Raw genomic sequence first — 20002 nt, 5'->3', positions numbered from 1 at the left:
CCGCCCCCTTCCGAATCACTTGGCCGTTTCGGCCTTGAGATAGTCGATCAGTGCAGCACGGCGGGCCGGATCGGCAACCTTGACGAACATCCGCGTGCCCGGAACCTTCTTGGTCGGCGCGGCCAGATACTCGTTGAGGGTCTTCTCGTCCCAGCGAATCTTCGACGCCTTGAGCGCCGGACTATAGTTGAATCCGGGCACGGAACCTGCCTGCCGGCCGAACAGGCCGTGAAGATTGGGGCCCATTGTGCTCTTGCCGCCCGCGTTCAGAGTATGACAGGCACGGCAGGCGGCGAAGGCCTGGGCTCCGGCATTGGGGGCAGGATCCGCCCGCACCTGAGTGGAAGGCATCAGCGCCAGGGCGATCAAAATGGCGGCCACCGGAGGGAGGCCCATAAGAAACTTCATTTATCCTCTCCCGTCTGGAAACAGCCGGAAGAGGCATGTAACCGTTCACAAACGAATTATGCAATCATTTTTCGGAATTAAGAAAGTGGAGAATGGGATGAGCGCGCAGCCGAAAATTCGCTATGGCATGGCCGGGGGCGGCGAGGGCGCTTTCATCGGCGCGGTGCACCGGATGGCGGCAGCTCTTGATGGCGAGTTTTCGCTGGTCTGCGGCGCATTCAGCAGCGACGCCGAACGCAACCTGCGAAGCGCCGACGCGCTCGGCCTTGATCCGGCGCGGGCCTATGCCACCCTCGACGCGCTGCTCGCGGCCGAGGCGGCGCTGCCGGAGGACCAGCGGATGGAAGCGCTGGCGATCGTAACGCCGAACCATCTGCACGCCCCGATGGCGATCGCCGCGCTCGATGCCGGTTTTCACGTCATGTCCGAAAAGCCGATGGCACTGAACCTCGCCGAAGCGCGGGCGATCGCCGAAGCCGTCGCACGCCGCGGCAAGCTCTACGGCCTCGCCTTCACCTACAGCGGCTATCCGTTGGTCGAGGAAGCGCGCGTGCGCGTCGCGCGCGGCGATTTCGGTGCGATCCGCCTGGTGCAGGTTGAGTACTCGCAAGGCTGGCTGAGCGAGCCGATCGACCGCGACGGCAACAAGCAGGCCGAGTGGCGCACCGACCCGGCACGGGCCGGGCTGGGCGGCTGCCTGGGTGACATCGGCACGCACGCGTTTCAACTCGCCGAGCATGTGTCCGGCCTGAAGGTCGAGCACCTGAGCGCGGACCTGACCACGCATGTGCCGGGCCGCCGTCTCGACGACGACGTGGCGGCGCTGCTGCGCTTCGAAGGCGGTACGCGCGGCGTGCTCAAGGCCAGCCAGGTGGCGGCGGGTGACGAAAACGGGCTGCGCCTGCGCATCCACGGCGAGAAGGGCGGCCTCGACTGGTCGCAGATGGAGCCGAACACGCTGACGCTACGCTGGCTCGACCGCCCGGCAGAGATCATCCGCGCGGGTGGTCCCGGTCTCGACGCTTCGACCATGGCGCGCCTGCGCGTCCCGGCAGGTCACCCAGAGGGTTATATCGAAGCCTTCGCCAACCTCTACCGCAGCTTCGGCCGCGCCTTGCGCGCAGGCGCCGCGAATCCGCCGCGGCCTGGCGAGGCGGCCTGGTTCCCCGGGATCGACGACGGTCTGCGGACGATGGCCTTCGTCGAGGCCATGATCGAGAACAGCGCGGGCGAGGCCAAGTGGACCGTGCTCGCCGAAAATCCCGGCTAGCCAGGTTGAGCTAGGCTCGGTGATCTTGCGACCCTCGGCGCGCATGGGCGGACCACTCGGTCCTACTTCACCACCGCCGAGCGGAGCGCTGCACGCGCCGTCGTCCTTACATGCATTCAACTGGATAGTAGCTGGCGGCCAGCCAGCCGTAGCCCGCACTCCCTCTAACCAACGCATAAAATTCCCTCTGGTAACCGGTGTCATAATGTGCAAAACCTGACCCAAGTGGCCGCCACAAGATGCGGCAAGTTGGGAGAGGTGAGGGTCGTGGGCGCAAGCGCGTGCAAGGTTTCCGGCCGCGGGGCCAAGTGTTGAGAGTCAGTCGGCGCATGTTCGTCGGCGGGGCGCTTGCCGCGGGACTCGCGGGGTGCGGCAGTGGCGGGCGATCGACGCTGTTCGGCACCGATACCCATCCTGCCGATTACCCGACGGTACGGGCGTTCCGGTACTTCGGCGATCTCGTGGAGCAGCGCAGCGGCGGCAGGCTTCGGATCAAGCTCTTTCCCAGCGGCCAGCTCGGCGCGGAGCGCGATACGCTGGAGATCACCAGCTTCGGCGGCCTCGATTTCAACCGTGTCAATCTTGCGCCGCTCAACTCGATCGAACCCCTCACCACAATCTTTTCGCTGCCGTTCCTGTTCGATAGCGAAGCGCATCTGCGGCGCGTGCTGGACGCGAGGCCCGGGGAGCGGGTGCTCGCCTCGCTCGTGCCGCACGGGATGGTCGGCCTCTGTTTCTACGATTCTGGTGCGCGTTCCTTCTACAACACGAGAGGCCCGATCGAGCGGCCGGCGGACATGAACGGCATGAAGATCAGAGTCCAGAATTCCGATCTCTACGTGGCGATGATCCGCAATCTCGGCGCCGACCCGACGCCGATGGACATTGGCGAGGTTTACCAGGGCCTCGTCCAGGGCGTGATCGACGGGGCAGAGAACAACTGGCCCTCCTACGAGAGCGGGCGGCACTACGAAGCCGCGCCCTACTACAGCCTCACGCGCCACGTCATGGCACCAGAAGTTCTGCTGATGTCGAAGGTGAGTTGGGACAACCTCGCTGCCGCGGACCGGGAGATCGTGATGGAGAGTGCGCGAGAGTCGGTGCCCTACATGCGCGGCCTGTGGGACGCTCGGGTTGCCGCTGCAGAGGAGACGCTGATCGCGGATGGCGTCCGGGTGAATGAAGTCGATCCCGGACCCTTCCGGCAGAAGATGCGCCCGGTATGGGAGAGTTTCGTCAGGAGCGACGCGCAGAGGGAAGTCATGCGCGCGGCGCTGGCGATGGGGGATGGCAATGCTTGACGGATTGAAGCGCATGAACCGCGCGGCCAGCGCCGCCCTGCTTCGTGCCGGCGCAGTGGGGCTGATCGCGATGACCGCGATCATCGGCTGGCAGGTGTTCGGGCGGTTCGTGCTGAACGATAGCCCCTCGTGGGCCGAGCAGGCAGCTCTGGTTCTCATGATCTGGTACGTGTTCTTCGCCGCCGCTGCCGGCGTTCGCGAGGGCTTCCACATCCGTATCGTAGCCGTGCAATCGGCGCTGCGGCCGTCGCGCCGGCGCGTGCTGCGCCTGCTGGCGCACGTGATCGTGGGCCTGAGCGGTATCGCCCTTCTCGTCTGGGGCGGTGAACTGGTGGCGCGGACGTGGAGTCACGTGATCCCTACGCTGGGGCTGCCGCGGGGGGTCGCCTACCTGCCGCTGCCGCTGTCGGGCGCCTTGATGGCTTTCTTCGCGGTGGAACTGATCATCGAGGACAGTACCGGCGAAGAGAGCGCGGATGTGGAGGACGGCCAGTGGAGCTAGCGGTCCTCTTCCTCACGCTGCTGGTGCTGCTGCTGATCGGCGTACCGGTTGCTTTCGCCCTCCTCGGCGCGACGATCGCGGCGTTCCTCGCCATCGACCTTCCGCTGGTCGTCGTGTTTCAGCGAATGGCCGCGGGGATCAGCGTGTTCAGCCTCATGGCCATTCCCTTCTTCATCTTCGCCGGGGACCTCATGTACCGCGCGGGGATAGCGACCCGGCTGGTACAGGTGGCCGAGGCGACGTTCGGCCGCACGCGCGGCGGACTGGGGCAGGTGAACGTCGGCGCATCGATGCTGTTCGGCGCAGTCTCCGGCTCTGCCATCGCCTGCGCCTCCGCCATGGGCTCCACGCTCGTTCCGCTGATGAAGGAAAAGGGTTACGACGCCGACTATGCAGTGAACGTGACGGCGACCGGCGCGATCGTCGGGCTGCTGATCCCGCCCTCGCACAACATGATCATCTATGCGGCGGCTTCGGGCACCGGAGTTTCCATCGGCGATCTGTTTCTCGCGGGTGTCATTCCGGGCGTCCTCACCGGCCTCCTGCTCATGATCGCTACTTATGTCGTGGCGCGCCGGAGGGGTTATCCGCGCGGTGTCTTCCCGGGCTGGCGGCCATTCCTGCGCGCGACGCTTTACGCGCTGCCGGGCCTGCTGACGGCGATCATCATCATGGGCGGCATCCTGAGCGGCATCTTCACCGCGACGGAGAGCTCCGCGATCGCGGTCATCTACACCATTCTTGTCGGCGCTCTGGTCTACCGGACGCTGGGGCTGGCGGAGTTCATGGCGGCGGCCATTCAGTCAGTGAAGACGACTGCGATGGTGCTCCTTATCATCGCCTCGGCCACGGGCTTCGGGTTCGCGCTGGCGATTCTCGAAGTCCCTGCTGAGCTCGCAAACCTGATCGGCTTCATAACCGACAACCCGATCCTGATCCTCCTCATCATCAATGTCATCCTGCTCCTGCTCGGGACCTTCATGGACATGGCGCCGCTGATCGTGATCACGACGCCGATTTTCCTGCCGATCCTGATGCCGCTGGGCATCGATCCGGTGCATTTCGGGATCATCCTGATGCTGAACCTCGGCATCGGACTGGTGACACCACCCGTGGGTTCGGTCCTGTTCGTGAGCTCGGCGATCGGCAAGATCCCCGTCGAACGGGCGGTGAAGACGATCTGGCCGTTCTACGGCGCGCTCGTCCTCGCACTGCTGTTGATCACCTACATCCCAGAACTCTCGATGACGCTGCCGAATTATTTCAAGTGAGGAGACGGCGATGACCCGCGCATATTCGATCCTGCTGCTGTCCGCTGTCGCTGCCTGTTCCGGCCCGTCGGAATCGCCCTCGGATCCAGCGACGGTAACGACGTCCGGCAAGCGTGACGTGCCTGTGGAGGACGTCCCCGCCGAGGTTCTCGCCGCGGCGAATGCCGAGCGCGAGGGGTTCACCATCCGTGAGGCGGAAGCCGAAACGCGGGACGGGCGCTCGTACTACGACATCGGCGGGACGCTGCCCGACGGAACCGAGATCGAGTTCGACATCGTGCAGGAGGGCGGCCAATGGCGCGTGGTCGAGACCCAGCGCGACATCGCATTGGCGGAGACGCCGCTGCCGGTCCGCCAGGCGCTGACCGGCCATGACGGCGCGTTTGCACCCACCCGCATCATCGAGAGCGTGCAAGCCGACGGCGTCGTCATTTACGAGCTATACGGGCCCGAGGGCAACGATCCGCAGGGCCGTAAGATCGAGGTGAAATGGGATGGCGAGAGCGCCGATCTCCTGACCCGTGAATGGAAGCACTAGGCGAGAGCGGCCGGCCATCGGCGGCTCATCGCCGGGATACTACTCCGGCCGTGCTTCGACCAGCCGGCACTCGACGGAATAGCCATTGAACCGCCCCTCGACCGTCTGGCCGGGGCGGGCGTCGTGGACGCCGGTCACGGCGCCGCTCGAGATCCATTGGCCGCGCGTGAGAGCGATCCCGCGCTCGGCCAGGAGCTCGAACAGGAAACGCGCGGAGCCGATCGCTCCATCGGGGAAAGAGGAGGCTCGGCCGGTTCCGACTTCCTGGCCGTCGATGAGTGTGCGGACCTCCCACTCCTCGAAGCCGCTGTTGCGCCAGTTCGGAATGGCGGACCCGATCACCAAGCCGTTGTTGTTGCCGAAGTCCGATATGACCGCCATCGGCCCGATCTCGTTGATCGCGCCTAGCGGAGAGCTCGCGATCTCAAGGCCGACATGCACGGCATCGATGAGATCCGCCGCTTCCTCCAACGTGAAGGTCTTCTTCCCGGCCGCGGGCGCTGCGCCGATGCGCAGCAGGAACTCGGCCTCGCCCGCGGCGAACCCCCGGGCGAAGATCGGCATGTCCTGGCTATCGTCCCGACTGAGAAAAATCGGCCCGGCGAGGCGGTCAGCCTGAAGGCGATCACTTAGCGGGGGCATGATCCGGCCGACTTTCCAGCCGATGATCGGGTGCTGCCATTCGGCAATGGCGCGATCCTGGACCGCGTACGCCGCGGCGAGCGTATCGGGAAGCGTGCCGGGATAATCGGCCAGGCCGTCCGCTGTCCGCCGCGCCGCGAGAAAGCGGCTGGCAATGGCCGCGGCATCTTCGTTCACCACCGTCACGTCAAACCCCTGAAGATCTTCATCCATTTGATATTGGAAACCGGTGTCATAAGCAACAGTGCTTCGCGTTTTTCGCTGTTCGGACTGCATACGGTGCGGGATGAACCTGGGGTCGGCACACGCTCAGAGCGTTACGCCGCGCTTCCAGATCGCGATCTCGCGCTCGTCGTTCCGTTCGGACGCAGTTGGTTCGCCCGAAGCGAGCGCGAGCATCCGGCCGAGCAGCGCGGCCGCAGCCGCATTGAGGCCGCTTGTCAGCACCACTCCTGCATCGAAATCGATCCATCGCGGCTTACGCGCCGCCAGCTCGGAGTTCGATGCGATCTTCACCGTCGGGGCCAGAAAGCCGAGCGGCGTGCCGCGACCGGTCGTGAACAGGATCAGGGTCGCACCCGCGGCTGCGAGCGCGGTCGAGGAGACCGCGTCGTTTCCCGGCGCTTCGAGCAGGGTCAGCCCTCGCCGCCGCACCCGCTCGCCGTAGCGGAGCACGTCGCCGACCGGCGACTGGCCGGCTTTCTGCACGGCGCCGAGCGATTTTTCCTCCAGTGTGGTGATCCCGCCGGCGAGATTACCCGGAGAGGGGTTCTCGGAAACCGGTTGCCCGCTTTCGAGGAAGTAGCGCTTGAAGTCGTTCACCAGCGCGACGATGCGGCCGAACACCTCGGTATCGCGCGCGCGGGCCATCAGCAGGTGCTCGGCCCCGAAGATTTCCGGGATTTCGGTCAGGATTGCCGATCCGCCCGACCCGACCACCACGTCCGCCATACGACCGACGAGCGGGTTGGCGGTAAGGCCGCTGAACCCGTCCGAACCCCCGCACTTGAGGCCGAGGACGAGCTCGCCGAAGGGTGCCGGACGCCGCTCGGCATGCGAGGCCTCGCTGACCAGTTCGTCCACCAGCGCGAGGCCTTCCTCGACCTCGTCTTCTACCCGCTGCGCCCGGAGCGTGCGAACGCGGCCGCGCAGCGGCTCCGGTATCGCGGCGACGAGATCGTCCATTTGATTCGACTCGCAGCCGAGCCCGACCAGCAGCACGCCGCCGGCGTTGGGATGGCAGGCGAGCGCGGCGAGGAGCGCGCGGGTGCTTTCGAGATCGCTGCCGAGCTGCGAACAGCCGTGCGGATGCGGGAAGGCGTGGATGCCGTCGACTGCCCCGTCGTGGCGTGCCGAGGCGATGCCGGCGATCCGCTCTGCGGTGCGGCCGACACAGCCGACCGTGGGCAGAATCCAGATCTCATTACGGGTGCCCACCCGGCCATCCGCCCGCCGATAGCCGAGGAACTCAGCAGCATTGGCGGTCGGCAGTGGTTCCCGCTGCGATGGATCGTATGCGTAGCCTTCCACGCCCTTGAGCCGGGTTTCGACGTTGTGTGTGTGGACGTGTGCACCAGGCGCGATGTCCGCCGTCGCACGCCCGATCGGCCAGCCGAACTTGTAAACGTCCATGCCCGGCGCAAGCTGCGTCAGCGAGATCTTGTGACCGTGCGGCACGGCCTCTGTCGCGACGACGCTCCGCCCGCCCGCAGATAACGCGTCACCGGCCGCAATCGGCCGCAGGGCCACCGCGACGTCGTCGCGTGGGTGAAGGTGCAGCAGCGGAGGCATGTCTGCGATAGGGGCGAATGGAGCTTGCATACTTGGAAACCGGTGTCAGTGTATGCGCGCCCTCGATCCCTCGCAAGAGCCATACCTTGGCGGGCGAGAGAGGAGTGGTTATGCGGGTCGAGAAGAGAGGGAACGGCGTTGGCGGAACAGGACAGAGCATCGTCGACGGCGAAACGGGCCGCCAAGCCGACGATCAACGACGTGGCGCGCCTTGCCGGCGTATCGAAGAAGACGGTGAGCCGCGTCATCAACCGCTCCACCCTTCTCAACAGCGAGACGCGCGAGCGTGTGGAGCGGGTGATCGCGGAACTCGGCTACGTCCCCAATCCGCAGGCGCGGGCCCTGGCGCTCCGCCGCAACTTCCTCATCGGCCTCATTCACGACAACCCGAACGCGCAGACGGTTCTGAACGTCCAGCAGGGCATATTGGAGGCCCTGCAGGGGACCGAGTTCGAACTCGTCGTGCGACCCGTCGATCGCCGCTCGCCGCTCATGCTCGAGGACGTGCGGGCCTTCCTCAGCCGCCAGCGGCTGTTCGGCGTGCTGCTGCTGCCGCCGATCTCGGAGAACGACGTGCTGGCGGAACTGTGCGAGGAGCTCGGCTGCCGCTACGTACGTATGGGCTCGGCGCAACTCGACGATCCCGAGCACCTCGTCGCGTCGAACGACCGCGAGGCCGTCCGCGAGGCTACCGCTTATCTGATTGACCAGGGTCACAGTCTCATCGCCCTCATTGAGGGGCCGCGCGGGTTCCGCTCGGCCGCCGAGCGCCGCGCGGGTTTCGAACAGGCGATCGAGGCGGCAGGCATCGAACTGCCGAGAAACTTCATCGCGGAGGGCAACTACACCTTCGAATCGGGCATCGCGGCCGCCAACCGGCTGCTGGATCTCGGGCCGCCGCCGACCGCCATCTTCGCTTCGAACGACGAGATGGCCGCTGGCGTCGTGCACGCTGCCAACCAGCGCGGCCTGTCCGTGCCGGAGAACCTGTCGGTCATCGGCTTCGACGACACGGCCATTGCCGCGCACATCTGGCCGCCGCTCACCACGGTCCGCTGGCCGATCATTCCGATGGCCCGTTCGGCCGCATTGAAACTCGTCGGCAACGCCAGCGACCGTGCCAAGGCGGCGGCAGAACCCTCGTTCTTTCTTTCCAGTCTCGTCCGGCGGGCCTCGGTTGCACCGCCGCGGCCTTAACTCCGTTCTTGAACGCGCGCAACGGCACCCTTGCATCGCAGTTTGACACCGGTTACCAAAGCGACAAGGCGACATCGATTGCCGCCCGAGAAGGACAGGAATGACGCGGCCCCTCAATCTCGATCCCGATCGCCTGCTCCCGGCCGAACCGGGTGTGCGCTCCGTCGCGCGGGCGCTCTATGAAGAGGTGCGTGCGCTGCCCATCGTCAGCCCGCACGGCCATACCGATCCCGCCTGGTTCGCGGCCGATGCCGCGTGGACGAATCCGACCGAACTACTGCTTGCGCCGGACCACTACCTGTACCGGATGCTCTACAGCCAGGGCGTGTCGCTGGAGGCGCTCGGCGTTTCGAGCAAGACCGGCCCTTCCGCCGCCGATCCGCGTGCGGCGTGGCGGCTCTTCGCCTCTCACTATCACCTCTTCCGCGGCACGCCGTCGCGGCTGTGGTTGGATCACGTGTTCGCAGACGTGTTCGGCATCGACGTGCGCCTGGAGGCCGCCACGGCGGACCAGTATTACGACCGGATCACGGAGGCGCTTGCAACGCCGGCGTTCCGGCCGCGCGCGCTTTTCGACCGCTTCGGCATCGAGTGGCTCGCTACGACAGAGGGGCCGCAGGACGATCTCGATCATCACGCCGCGATCCGTGCCTCGGGCTGGGGCGGACAGGTGATAACCACCTATCGCCCCGACGCGGTGATCGATCCCGAGCACGAGGATTTCGGGAGCGCATTCGCTCGCTTCGGAGAGTTGACGGGTGAGGACGTCCATAGCTGGACCGGCTATCTCGCCGCGCATCGCAAACGGCGGGCGGATTTCCGCGCGGCCGGCGCGACCGCGACCGACCACGGCCATCCGACCGCGCTGACCGCCGACTTGCAGGAGGCGGACAAGGAAGCGCTGTTCGCTCGCGTCGTGGCTGGCACATGGAGCGCGGAGGATGCCGAGCTGTTCCGCGCACAAATGCTGACCGAGATGGCGGCGATGAGCGTCGAGGACGGCATGGTCATGCAGATCCATCCCGGCGCCTTCCGCAACCACAACCGCTGGCTCCACCAGGCGTACGGCCGCGACAAGGGCGCCGACATTCCTGCTCGCACCGACTATGTCCGCGCGCTCAAGCCGCTGCTCGACCGGTTCGGCGATGAGCCCGGCCTGTCGGTCATCCTCTTCACGCTGGACGAGAGCAGTTATGCGCGTGAGCTTGCCCCGCTGGCCGGCCACTATCCCTGCCTCAAGCTGGGACCGGCCTGGTGGTTTCACGACAGCCCGGAGGGCATGCGCCGATTCCGGGAGATGACGACCGAGACCGCCGGCTTCTACAACACGGTCGGCTTCAACGACGACACCCGCGCCTTCCTGTCGATCCCCGCGCGTCACGATGTCGCCCGCCGCGTCGACTGCGCCTTCCTCGCCCGCCTCGTCGCCGAACACCGGATCGAGGACTGGGAAGCGGCGGAACTCGCCCACGAACTTAGTTATGGTCTTGCCAAGCGCGCCTACCGGCTCGACGAGCCGCGCGCGCAAGCCGCCTGAACAGGAGAAGGATATGTTTGAACGAACTTACTACGCCACCCATCCCGACATGATGGAGTGCGTTTCCAATGACGAGTTGCGCGAGCGCTACCTGATCCAGAACCTGTTCACGGAGGGCGAGTGCGTCCTCAACTACACGCATGCCGACCGCTTCGTGATCGGCGGCGTGCTGGTGGGTTCGAGCGCGGTGAAGCTGCCCAACCAAACGGAGCCGCCGTCCGCCGCCGGGCACCCGTTCCTGGAGCGGCGCGAGCTCGCCGTCGTCAACGTCGGCAAGGTCGAAGGCACGGTGACCGTGGACGGCGAGAGCTTCACCCTCGGCAACAAGGATTGCCTCTACGTCACCATGGGCGCGAAGGACGTGACGTTCTCCAGCCAGGGCGCGAAGTTCTACCTCGCCTCCTGCCCCGCGCACAAGGCGTTCCAGACCCGCAAGCTCTCGATCGCCGAGGCCAATGCGCTGGACCGCGGGAGCCTCGAGGAATCGAACGAGCGCACCATCTATCAGCTCGTTATTCCGGGCGTGTGCGAGAGCGCGCAGCTCGTGATGGGCCTGACGGTGCTGAAGCCCGGCAGCGTCTGGAACACCATGCCGCCGCACATCCACGAGCGGCGTTCGGAGATCTACTTCTACTTCGAACTCGACGATGTCGAGAACGATCGCGTCATGCATTTCATGGGCGAGGGCGAGGCGACCCGGCACATCGTGATGCAGAACGACGAGGCGGTGATCTCCCCGCCCTGGTCGATCCACATGGGCGCGGGCACCAAAGCCTACGCCTTCATCTGGGCCATGGCTGGTGAGAACCAGGACTACACCGACATGAACGTCCTCGACATCTGCCAGCTCCAGTGACCGCCATGTTCGACCTCAGCGGAAAAACCGCAGTAGTGACCGGCGCCAACACCGGCATCGGCCAGGGCATCGCCATAGCCCTGGCCGAGGCCGGGGCCGACGTGGCGCTGGTCGGCCGCTCCAGTGCCGACGAGACGGCCGAGAAGATCCGCGCGCTGGGGCGCAGGGCCGCCCTGATCCGCGCCGATCTCTCCACCATCGAACCGGTGCAGGAGGTGGTGGACCGCACGCTGGCCGAACTCGGCGGGCTCGACATCCTCGTCAACAACGCCGGCATTATCCGGCGTGCGGACGCGGTCGACTTCACGGAAGAGGACTGGGACGCGGTCGTCGATACCAACCTCAAGTCGGTGTTCTTCCTCTGTCAGGCCGCCGGTCGGCACATGATCGGGCAGGGCGGGGGCAAGATCATCAACATCGCATCGATGCTGAGCTTCCAGGGCGGCATTCGGGTGCCGAGCTATACCGCTTCGAAGAGCGGCGTCGCGGGACTCACGAAGCTGCTCGCCAACGAGTGGGCGGGCAAGGGGGTCAACGTGAACGCCATCGCGCCTGGCTATATCGCGACCAACAACACCGCGGCCCTGCAGGCGGACGAGGGCCGCAACCGGCAGATCCTCGAGCGTATCCCTTCGGGGCGCTGGGGCGATCCGTCCGATCTCGGCGGCGCGGCGGTGTTCCTCGCCTCCTCCGCGGCCGACTACGTGCAGGGGCACGTGCTCGCCGTCGACGGCGGCTGGCTGGCGCGCTGACCGCGATGGGCCGCTTCGTCGCCTTCGGCGAGATCATGCTGCGCCTCTCGCCACCGGGGCGGGAGCTGCTGCTCCAGACGCCGAAGTTCGACGTCTGGACGGCAGGCGCGGAAGCCAACGTGGCGACCGCGCTCGCCTGCCTCGGCCACGACAGCGCGATGGTGAGCGCGGTGCCGCCGACCCCGCTCGGCGACGCACCGGTCCGCGCGCTTCGCGGCCTGGGTGTCGACACCCGCGGCATTCAGCGCCGCGAGGGGCGCATGGGTCTTTACTTCGTCACGACGGGCGCGGGCCTCCGCGCGACGGACGTCATCTACGACCGAGCGGGCTCCGCCTTTGCGGAGACACCGCCGGATGCCTGGGACTGGGATCGGCTACTCGCGGGCGCGGATCGCCTGCACCTCTCGGGCATCACTCCTGCTCTGGGACACAAAGGCACCGAGGCGGCCCTGAGCGCGGCCGAGGCTGCCCAGGCGCGGGGCGTGCCGATCTCGTTCGACGGCAATTATCGCGCGCGGCTCTGGGAAGCATGGGACAGCGACCCCAGGGGAACGCTGACCCGGCTGATCTCGAAGGCCGACATCCTGTTCGGCAATCACCGCGACATTTCGCTCCTGTTGGGCGAGAAGTTCGACGGCGACGGCCCCGACAGGCGGCGCGAGGCGGCAGAAGCAGCCTTCGAGGCCTTCCCGCAGCTCCAGCTCATCGCATCGACCGCGCGGCATCTCGACAATGTCGATCACCACCGCCTCTCCGCGCGCATCGATGCGCGGGACGGCGCGGCGCAGACCGAAGAGGTGAGCGTGGCGGGAATCGTCGACCGGATCGGGGCGGGCGATGCCTTCACGGCGGGCGTGCTCCACGCCCTGCGGACGGGGCAGGACATCGACGGCGCCGCGCACACAGGCCTCGCGCTTACTTGCCTGAAGCACAGCCTTCCGGGCGATGCGAGCGTGTTCGGCCAGAAGGATATCGACGCGTTCCTGAGCGGAGGATTCGACGTCCGCCGATAAGCACAAGGAGCCGCAAAAGCGGCCCTCGGGAGGAAATGGATGCACCAGAAGGTGGCAGAAAAGAGCGGCTCCATCACCTTCGCGGTGCTGACCGCGACACTGGGCGGCCTGCTGTTCGGATATGACACGGCGGTCATTTCCGGCGCGATCGAGGCGATCGAGGTCAACTTCATCGATCCGCGCAGCCTTTCGCCGAATGCCGGCGACAGTCTGGCCGGGTTCACCGTCGCGAGCGCCCTAATCGGCACGGTCATCGGCGCTGCCTTGGCAGGCATGCTGGCGACGCGGTTCGGCCGCCGCCGGTCGCTGATCCTCGCAGCCGTATTGTTCTTCCTCTCCGCGGTGGGATCGGCATGGCCCGAGATCGGCTTCGGCGCGCCCGGATCGATGGGGCCGAATGCGCTCACCCTGTTCAACGTCTATCGCATATTGGGCGGGATCGGGGTCGGGCTCGCCTCGATGATCTCGCCCATGTACATTGCCGAGATCGCGCCATCGGAGCGGCGCGGACAGCTCGTCACCTGGCAGCAGCTCGCCATCATCGGCGGCATGCTGGTCGTCTATTTCGTCAACTGGGGCATTGCTCGGCAGGGCGACGAGCAATGGGTGCTGTCGACCGGCTGGCGGCTGATGTTCGCGTCGGAGTGCATTCCTGCCGTGCTGTTCTTCGGCATGCTCTTCTTCATTCCGGAAAGCCCGCGCTGGCTGGTCCAGAAGGGGGACGAGGAAGGCGCGGTGACGGTGCTCCATTCGCTCGGGCTCCGCCGCCCCGGCTTGCTCGACGAGATCCGCCAGTCGCTGGTGGTCCCGCGCCGGCCGCTGTTCTCCTACGGCGCGGCGCTGATCGCGGTTGGCCTGCTGCTGTCGATGTTTCAGCAGTTCGTGGGGATCAACGTGGTCCTTTACTACGCCCCTTTCATCTTCAAGAGCATGGGCGCGTCGACCGATACCGCCCTGTTGCAGACGGTCGCCGTCGGCGCGGTCAATCTCGGCTTCACGGTGATCGCCATGCTCACCGTCGACCGCTGGGGCCGCAAGCCGCTGATGATCACCGGCGCGGTGGTCATGGCGCTTTCGATGGGGACGCTCGGGACGCTGTTCTACGTCGACAGCCTCGGCCTGGGCGCGCTTCTCGCGATGCTGGTCTATATCGCCGGCTTTGCGCTGAGTTGGGGGCCGGTGGTCTGGGTCCTGCTGGCCGAGATCTTCCCCAACCCGGTGAAGGGGCAGGCGATGGCGCTTGCCGTCACCGCGCAGTGGATTTCCAACTTCCTCGTCTCGTGGTCCTTCAAGGTCCTCGATGGCGATCCGACGCTGGTGGCGATGTTCAACCACGGCTTCGCCTACTGGCTTTACGGCACGATGTCGGTGCTCGCCGCGCTCTTCGTCTGGAAGATGCTGCCCGAGACCAAGGGGCGGACGCTCGAGGAGATGGGCGTGCTGTGGAAGGCGGAAGAGCGCCACTGATGTACCTCGGGATCGACATTGGCACTTCGGCCGTGAAGGCCGTTCTCCTCGATGGAGAGGGGCGGCTGCGCGGCGAAGGATCGGCGCCCTTGCAGGTCTCCCGGCCCGGACCGCTGATGTCCGAGCAGGACCCGGACGACTGGTGGCGGGCGGCCGAGGCCGCGGTCCTGTCGTTGCCGGCCGCGGACCGGCGCGCCGTCCGCGCAGTTGGTCTGGCGGGCCAGATGCACGGCGCCACTTTGCTCGATGACGCAGACCGGCCGCTCCGCCCCGCCATCCTGTGGAACGATGGCCGCTCGGGCGCCGAATGCGGCTTGCTTGAAGAGAGGGAGCCCCGGACGCGCCGCATCACGGGCAATGCCGCGATGGCCGGGTTCACGGCGCCGAAGCTCCTCTGGGTGCGCGAACACCAGCCAGACCTGTTCGCACGAACCCGCACCGTGCTGCTGCCCAAGGACTACGTCCGCCTGCAGATGACGGGCGAGAAGGCCACCGACGTGTCGGATGCCAGCGGAACGCTGTGGCTCGATGTCGAGGCGCGGACATGGTCGCCGGCGATGCTCGCCGCCACTGGTGTTGGCGTGGACGCGATGCCCCGCCTGCACGAAGGGCCGGAGGCGACCGGAACGCTGCGGCAAGCCGTCGCCGCCCGCTGGGGGATGGACGAAGTGCCTGTCGCGGCGGGTGGGGGCGACAATGCCGCCGCCGCGGTCGGACTCGGCGTCGTCGATCCCGGCGACTGCTTCCTCTCGCTCGGCACCTCGGGCGTGTGCTTCGTCGCGACCGACCAGCTACGCGCTGCGCCCGACAATGGCCTGCACGCCTTCTGCCATGCCCTGCCCGGACGCTGGCACCAGATGTCGGTCATGCTGAGCGCCGCCGCATGCCTGGATTGGGCGGCGGCGCTGCTCGGTCTGGACGACGTGCCGGCACTCCTCGCGGCCGCGGAACAGGCGCGCGCGGATCGCTCGCTGCCGATCTTCCTGCCCTATCTCAGCGGTGAACGGACACCGCACGCAGATCCGCACGCGCAAGGCGTCTTCTTCGGCATGACCGCAACCACCGGCGCTCCGGAGCTTGCTCTTTCCGTGCTCGAAGGCGTCGCCATGGGCCTGCGCGACGGGCTGGATACGATCGTCGCTGCCGGTTCGTCGCCGGAGACGATCACCATGGCGGGCGGCGGATCGCGTTCCTCGTTCTGGGGCGCAATCATTGCCGCGGCGCTCGATCGGCCGCTCGTGTTCAGGGAAGCGGGCGCGGTCGGGCCGGCCTTCGGCGCCGCGCGCCTCGCCCGGCTCTGCGTGGAAGGGCACGCGGACGCCGTGATCCCGCCTCCCGCCGTCACCGGCGTAGAAGAGCCCGACGCGGGCCGCGCCGCTCATTTCGCCGAACGCCAGCAGCGCTTCCGCGCGCTCTACCTCGCCCTCCAACCCCACTTTCGAGGCCCCCCATGACCGACCGGATTTTCGCAGACATCGCCCCGATCGCCTACGAAGGCATGGACAGCGACAACATGCTCGCCTTCCGCCATTACGACCGGGACCGGCTGGTGCTGGGCAAGACGATGGCCGAGCACCTTCGGCTGGCGGTCTGCTATTGGCACAGCTTTGCCTGGCCCGGCGCCGACATCTTCGGGGCGGGCACGTTCGACCGGCCATGGATGCCCGGCGAGATATGCACGCCCGAGCGCGCAGCGCTGAAGCTCGATAACGCGTTCGATTTCTTCGAGCGGCTGGGCGCGCCGTTCTTCTGCTTCCACGACGTCGACGCGATGGCGACCGCCGCGACGCCGGAGGAGCATCACCGCAACCTGTCCGACATCGTCGAGCAGATGGCGCGCCGAATGGGAACGGGCGGGGTGAAGCTGCTGTGGGGCACGGCCAATCTCTTCTCGCACCCGCGCTATGCGGCGGGCGGGGCGACCAGCCCCGATCCCGAAATCTTCGCCTGGGCCGCGTTCCAGGTGCGCGAGATGCTGGAAGCGACGCACCGGCTCGGCGGCGCGAACTACGTGCTGTGGGGCGGGCGCGAAGGCTACGACACGATCCTCAACACCGATCTTCGGCAGGAGATGGATCAGCTCGGCCGGTTCCTGAACCTCGTGGTCGAGCACAAGCACAAGATCGGCTTTTCCGGCACGATCCTGATCGAGCCCAAGCCGCACGAGCCGACCAAGCATCAGTACGACCGCGACACGGCGACCGTGTACGGGTTTCTCGAACGCTACGGGCTCGTCGACGAGGTCCGGGTCAATATCGAGGCCAATCACGCCACGCTCGCCGGCAACAGCTTCGAGCACGAGATCGCCACCGCGATGGCGCTCGGCATTTTCGGGTCGATCGACATCAATCGCGGCGATCCGCAGAACGGCTGGGATACCGACCAGTTTCCGAACGACGTGCCGGGGCTCACGCTGGCCCTGCTCGAGATCCTGAAAGGCGGCGGCTTCACCACCGGCGGCTTCAACTTCGACGCGAAGTTGCGCCGTCAGTCGGTCGATCCGGTCGACCTGTTCCACGGCCATATCGGCGGCATCGACGTTCTCGCCCGCGCGCTGCTCAATGCCGCGGCGATCATCGAGGACGGGCGGCTCGAGCAATTCGTCGAGGACCGCTATGCCGGTTGGCGGGGCGAGTTCGGGCGCAAGGCGCTGACCGAGCTGAGCCTCGCCGATCTTTCCGACCACGCGCTGCAGTCCGGCAGCGACCGGCGGCCTCCCTCCGGCCGGCAGGAATATCTCGAAAATCTGGTGAACAGGTTCGCATGATGAAACAGATCGACCGCCGTCGTTTCCTCGGCAGCTCGGCCTTGGCGGCCGCTGCCCTATCGCTGCCGGGCGCCGCCTATGCCGCGCAGGGGTCCACCAGCGTCGTCTCCACGACCAAGGGCCGCGTGCGCGGCACCGTTGAGGACGGCCTCCATGTGTTTCGCGGCCTGCGCTACGGGCAGGACACGCGGCCGCATCGCTTCCAGGCGCCGCGCGCGCCCGACCCGTGGAGCGGTATCGCCGATGCGACCTCGTTCGCGCCGTCCTGCCCGCAGCGGAGCGACCGCTACGCCTCGACCAGCGAGGATTGCCTGTTCCTCAATATCTGGACGCCCGGGCCGGACACGCGCGCTAAGCGGCCGGTGATGGTCTACATCCATGGCGGGGCTTATTCGTCGGGCAGCGTGGTCGATCCGCTGAACTACGGCCACCATCTCGCCTCGCACGGCGACGCCGTGGTGGTCACGCTGAACCACCGCCTCAACGCCTTCGGATACCTCTACCTCTCGCGCCTGGACCCGCGCTTTCCGGACAGCGGCAATGCCGGCCAGCTCGACCAGATCCTCGCGCTGGAGTGGATCCGCGACAATATCGCGAACTTCGGCGGCGATCCCGGCCGGGTCATGGTGTTCGGCCAGTCGGGCGGCGGCGCCAAGATCGCGACGATGATGGGCATGCCCGCGGCCAAGGGCCTGTTCCACAGCGCAGCCACGATGAGCGGGCAGCAGGTCACCGCCTCCGGCCCGCTGAACGCGACCGCCCGCACCCGTTCCTTCCTGGCGGATATCGGCGTTCCCGAAGCGGACCTCGGTCGTCTGCTCACCATGCCGACCGAAGCGCTGGTAGAGGGGCTGGACGCGACCGATCCGGTCCTCGGCGGCGGCGTTTACTTCGGCCCGGTGCTCGATATGAAATGGCTCATCCGGCACCCGTTCTGGCCCGACGCCAATCCGCAGTCGAATCACATCCCGATGATCCTCGGCAACACGCTCGACGAGACCCGTGCTTTCATCGATCCGGACGGGCCGAAGATCGCCGGCCTCGACTGGTCGAACATCGCCGAGCGCATGGCGCCCGAGCTGCGGATCGACATTCATCCCGAATGGGTCGTGGCGCAGTTCCGCGAACGCTATCCCGCGTACATGCCCGAGCAGGTCTTCTACGCCGCCACGACCACTGGGCGGAGTTGGCGCGGGCAGGTGATCGAGGCGGACGAGCGTGCGCGGGCCGGCACCCCGACTTGGGTCTATCGCGTGGACTATCAGTCACCGGTCGAGCCGCGCCGGGGCGCGCCGCACACGATCGATATTCCGCTCGTCTTCGGCACGCTCGACGCGGACGGATCGATCACCGGCACCGGTCCGGACGCGCGGGCGCTAAGCGGGAAGATGATGGACTCCTTCGTCGCCCTCGCGCGCGGGGGCGATCCGAACCATGGCGGCATACCGGAATGGCCGGTCCATACCTTGCCGGACCGCGAGACGATGCTGTTCGGCACAGAGGTCCGCGTGGCCAACGACCCGCGCCAGTGGGAGCGCGAGCTCTTCGGCCGGGTCCCCTATATCCAGCCGGGGACCTAGTCGTCCGTTCGCGCGGGCAGCGGGTAGGAAATGATGAGCTCCAGCGGCTCGGGTCCGACTTGCCGAATGCCGACTTCCGCATCGGCGTAGAGGTAGGCTGCCATTCCCGGCCCAAGGCGCCGTGTCTTTCCGTCGCTCTCGAGCTCGCCTTCGCCCGAGAGCACGTAGTAGACTTCGTCATGGTTGATCGGGTGGGTGCCGATCGCGGCACCAGGATGGAGCACGCGCTTGCGGAACTCCATCGTCCGCTGCGGTGCGGCGTCGCTGATCCTGTAGGCGGTGCTCATGCCGATGGCGCCGTGCGGCGGCGGCTCCTGCCGGACGACCTGCCTTTCGTCGATCACGACGCCGTTCGCGGCCGGCTGCGGCAGGCCGGCCGCCCAGCGCAGGCCGGCGGCGAGGTGCGCAAGGAACAGCGGCTCGGAATAGCTTTCAGGCGTGTGCCCCATCGCGGTGTAGAAGACGCGGCCGCCCTCGAAACGGTGCGCCCAGGCGACCGGCTTGGGATTGACCGCCGCCTCGCCGATCGACGCGGGATCGAACGTGGCGAGGAGGGTAACTGTCGGGTCGAAGTCTTCGAACAGGTAATACTCGTCCGTGTGCCGAAAGCTTTCGGGAAGTACGCGGGCGGCCGGGTGATCGGCATCGGTGCGGTGGAGGTCGGCCGTCGGGGTTCCTTCCGGATGGCGGGTGAACTGCGCGCCGATCATCCGCCGGTACCAGGGCCAGTGCGCGTGCGAATCGGCCGCGGCATGGATGCCGACCACACCGCCGCCGCCGCGAACGAACGCCTGCAATCCGGCGCGGCGCGGGCCGACGAGCCATTCGGACGCAGGGTCCTTCCGATCGGTCGTGGTGCTGAGCAGGATGATCGCGGCAAAGCCGTCCAGTCCGTCCCCCTCGAAAACCGCCGGATCTTCCGAAGCGACGAGGTCGAAGCCTTCTCGTTCGGCGAGCGACCGAATCGCGACGATGGCGGGTTCGATCGAGGCATGGCGATAGCCGGTCGTTTGGCTGAACAGCAGGACCTTCGGCGCTGCCCACGCCGCCGCGGGATTGGACGCGAGGGCGAGGACCAACGCGAGCGCGCCGACGATTCGTGCCGCCATT

18 protein-coding genes are annotated in these 20002 nt (G+C 66.9%); 14 read left to right on the top strand and 4 right to left on the bottom strand.

The features are described 5' to 3' along the window. Positions 1-15: 15 nt before the first annotated feature. Complete coding sequence (locus tag AC3A5N_RS03205) at positions 16-408, bottom strand: c-type cytochrome (RefSeq protein WP_487735857.1); 393 nt, start codon at positions 406-408, stop codon at positions 16-18. 97 nt (positions 409-505) lie between these two features. Between AC3A5N_RS03205 and AC3A5N_RS03200 the strand changes: the two genes are divergently transcribed. The 5 genes from AC3A5N_RS03200 to AC3A5N_RS03180 all read left to right on the top strand — a co-directional run bounded on the left by AC3A5N_RS03200 (position 506) and on the right by AC3A5N_RS03180 (position 5290). Further along, entirely contained in the window at positions 506-1678 is a 1173-nt protein-coding gene (locus tag AC3A5N_RS03200; RefSeq protein WP_487735856.1) for a Gfo/Idh/MocA family protein, read from the top strand. 329 nt (positions 1679-2007) lie between these two features. Next, complete coding sequence (locus AC3A5N_RS03195; RefSeq protein ID WP_487735855.1) at positions 2008-2979, top strand: TRAP transporter substrate-binding protein; 972 nt, start codon at positions 2008-2010, stop codon at positions 2977-2979. After that, positions 2972-3481, top strand: a complete 510-nt coding sequence (locus AC3A5N_RS03190; protein ID WP_487735854.1) for a TRAP transporter small permease — start codon at positions 2972-2974, stop codon at positions 3479-3481. Before AC3A5N_RS03195 ends, AC3A5N_RS03190 begins: the two co-directional genes overlap by 8 nt. Beyond that, entirely contained in the window at positions 3472-4752 is a 1281-nt protein-coding gene (locus AC3A5N_RS03185; RefSeq protein WP_487735853.1) for a TRAP transporter large permease, read from the top strand. The genes AC3A5N_RS03190 and AC3A5N_RS03185 overlap by 10 nt, the downstream gene beginning before the upstream one ends. Before the next feature lie 10 nt (positions 4753-4762). Further along, positions 4763-5290: a hypothetical protein gene (locus AC3A5N_RS03180; RefSeq protein WP_487735852.1), complete on the top strand. Its 528-nt coding sequence runs from the start codon at positions 4763-4765 to the stop codon at positions 5288-5290. Positions 5291-5329: 39 nt separating this feature from the next. On the opposite strand, the gene AC3A5N_RS03175 is transcribed toward AC3A5N_RS03180, so the two are convergent. Both AC3A5N_RS03175 and AC3A5N_RS03170 read right to left on the bottom strand, forming a co-directional pair. Further along, positions 5330-6145 carry a 2-keto-4-pentenoate hydratase gene (locus AC3A5N_RS03175; protein WP_487735851.1) on the bottom strand — a complete coding sequence of 272 codons (816 nt, stop codon included), beginning with the start codon at positions 6143-6145 and terminating at the stop codon, positions 5330-5332. Positions 6146-6241: 96 nt separating this feature from the next. Beyond that, entirely contained in the window at positions 6242-7723 is a 1482-nt protein-coding gene (locus AC3A5N_RS03170) for a UxaA family hydrolase (RefSeq protein ID WP_487735850.1), read from the bottom strand. A 138-nt stretch (positions 7724-7861) separates the two neighbouring features. Between AC3A5N_RS03170 and AC3A5N_RS03165 the strand changes: the two genes are divergently transcribed. The 9 genes from AC3A5N_RS03165 (at position 7862) to AC3A5N_RS03125 (ending at position 18892) form a co-directional block, all read left to right on the top strand. Continuing rightward, positions 7862-8920 (top strand): LacI family DNA-binding transcriptional regulator, encoded by a 1059-nt coding sequence (locus AC3A5N_RS03165; RefSeq protein ID WP_487735849.1) that lies wholly within the window; start codon positions 7862-7864, stop codon positions 8918-8920. A 100-nt stretch (positions 8921-9020) separates the two neighbouring features. Then, complete coding sequence (gene uxaC / locus AC3A5N_RS03160) at positions 9021-10457, top strand: glucuronate isomerase (RefSeq protein WP_487735848.1); 1437 nt, start codon at positions 9021-9023, stop codon at positions 10455-10457. 13 nt (positions 10458-10470) lie between these two features. Beyond that, a complete protein-coding gene (kduI, locus tag AC3A5N_RS03155) occupies positions 10471-11313 on the top strand; it encodes a 5-dehydro-4-deoxy-D-glucuronate isomerase (RefSeq protein ID WP_487735847.1) in 843 nt (280 codons plus the stop codon). Continuing rightward, positions 11310-12065, top strand: a complete 756-nt coding sequence (kduD, locus tag AC3A5N_RS03150) for a 2-dehydro-3-deoxy-D-gluconate 5-dehydrogenase KduD (protein WP_487735846.1) — start codon at positions 11310-11312, stop codon at positions 12063-12065. The genes kduI and kduD overlap by 4 nt, the downstream gene beginning before the upstream one ends. A gap of 5 nt (positions 12066-12070) precedes the next feature. Then, the gene (locus tag AC3A5N_RS03145; protein WP_487735845.1) at positions 12071-13078 is read left to right on the top strand and encodes a sugar kinase; all 1008 of its coding nucleotides are present in this window, start codon (positions 12071-12073) and stop codon (positions 13076-13078) included. 39 nt (positions 13079-13117) lie between these two features. Then, positions 13118-14545: a D-xylose transporter XylE gene (gene xylE, locus AC3A5N_RS03140; protein WP_487735844.1), complete on the top strand. Its 1428-nt coding sequence runs from the start codon at positions 13118-13120 to the stop codon at positions 14543-14545. Continuing rightward, positions 14545-15999: a xylulokinase gene (gene xylB / locus AC3A5N_RS03135; RefSeq protein ID WP_487735843.1), complete on the top strand. Its 1455-nt coding sequence runs from the start codon at positions 14545-14547 to the stop codon at positions 15997-15999. Before xylE ends, xylB begins: the two co-directional genes overlap by 1 nt. Next, on the top strand, positions 15996-17312 hold the full coding sequence (gene xylA, locus AC3A5N_RS03130; RefSeq protein WP_487735842.1) for a xylose isomerase: 1317 nt from the start codon (positions 15996-15998) through the stop codon (positions 17310-17312). Before xylB ends, xylA begins: the two co-directional genes overlap by 4 nt. Then, the gene (locus AC3A5N_RS03125; RefSeq protein ID WP_487736309.1) at positions 17312-18892 is read left to right on the top strand and encodes a carboxylesterase/lipase family protein; all 1581 of its coding nucleotides are present in this window, start codon (positions 17312-17314) and stop codon (positions 18890-18892) included. Before xylA ends, AC3A5N_RS03125 begins: the two co-directional genes overlap by 1 nt. Here the strand turns inward: AC3A5N_RS03125 and AC3A5N_RS03120 are convergent. Further along, positions 18889-20001: a ThuA domain-containing protein gene (locus AC3A5N_RS03120; protein ID WP_487735841.1), complete on the bottom strand. Its 1113-nt coding sequence runs from the start codon at positions 19999-20001 to the stop codon at positions 18889-18891. The two genes, AC3A5N_RS03125 and AC3A5N_RS03120, sit on opposite strands and share 4 nt — an antisense overlap. Position 20002 lies beyond the last annotated feature (1 nt).

The sequence above is a fragment of the Pelagerythrobacter sp. Soil_C_18 genome (assembly GCF_057657235.1).
This window is presented reverse-complemented; position numbering and strand designations above follow the sequence as displayed.

What these genes read in the sequence shown, in the direction of transcription:
- AC3A5N_RS03205 (WP_487735857.1), bottom strand. Translation starts at nt 408, where the DNA reads ATGAAGTTTCTTATGGGCCTCCCTCCGGTGGCCGCCATTTTGATCGCC.
- AC3A5N_RS03200 (WP_487735856.1), top strand. Translation starts at nt 506, where the DNA reads ATGAGCGCGCAGCCGAAAATTCGCTATGGCATGGCCGGGGGCGGCGAG.
- AC3A5N_RS03195 (WP_487735855.1), top strand. Translation starts at nt 2,008, where the DNA reads ATGTTCGTCGGCGGGGCGCTTGCCGCGGGACTCGCGGGGTGCGGCAGT.
- AC3A5N_RS03190 (WP_487735854.1), top strand. Translation starts at nt 2,972, where the DNA reads ATGCTTGACGGATTGAAGCGCATGAACCGCGCGGCCAGCGCCGCCCTG.
- AC3A5N_RS03180 (WP_487735852.1), top strand. Translation starts at nt 4,763, where the DNA reads ATGACCCGCGCATATTCGATCCTGCTGCTGTCCGCTGTCGCTGCCTGT.
- AC3A5N_RS03175 (WP_487735851.1), bottom strand. Translation starts at nt 6,145, where the DNA reads ATGGATGAAGATCTTCAGGGGTTTGACGTGACGGTGGTGAACGAAGAT.
- AC3A5N_RS03170 (WP_487735850.1), bottom strand. Translation starts at nt 7,723, where the DNA reads ATGCCTCCGCTGCTGCACCTTCACCCACGCGACGACGTCGCGGTGGCC.
- uxaC (WP_487735848.1), top strand. Translation starts at nt 9,021, where the DNA reads ATGACGCGGCCCCTCAATCTCGATCCCGATCGCCTGCTCCCGGCCGAA.
- kduI (WP_487735847.1), top strand. Translation starts at nt 10,471, where the DNA reads ATGTTTGAACGAACTTACTACGCCACCCATCCCGACATGATGGAGTGC.
- AC3A5N_RS03145 (WP_487735845.1), top strand. Translation starts at nt 12,071, where the DNA reads ATGGGCCGCTTCGTCGCCTTCGGCGAGATCATGCTGCGCCTCTCGCCA.
- xylE (WP_487735844.1), top strand. Translation starts at nt 13,118, where the DNA reads ATGCACCAGAAGGTGGCAGAAAAGAGCGGCTCCATCACCTTCGCGGTG.
- xylB (WP_487735843.1), top strand. Translation starts at nt 14,545, where the DNA reads ATGTACCTCGGGATCGACATTGGCACTTCGGCCGTGAAGGCCGTTCTC.
- xylA (WP_487735842.1), top strand. Translation starts at nt 15,996, where the DNA reads ATGACCGACCGGATTTTCGCAGACATCGCCCCGATCGCCTACGAAGGC.
- AC3A5N_RS03125 (WP_487736309.1), top strand. Translation starts at nt 17,312, where the DNA reads ATGAAACAGATCGACCGCCGTCGTTTCCTCGGCAGCTCGGCCTTGGCG.
- AC3A5N_RS03120 (WP_487735841.1), bottom strand. Translation starts at nt 20,001, where the DNA reads ATGGCGGCACGAATCGTCGGCGCGCTCGCGTTGGTCCTCGCCCTCGCG.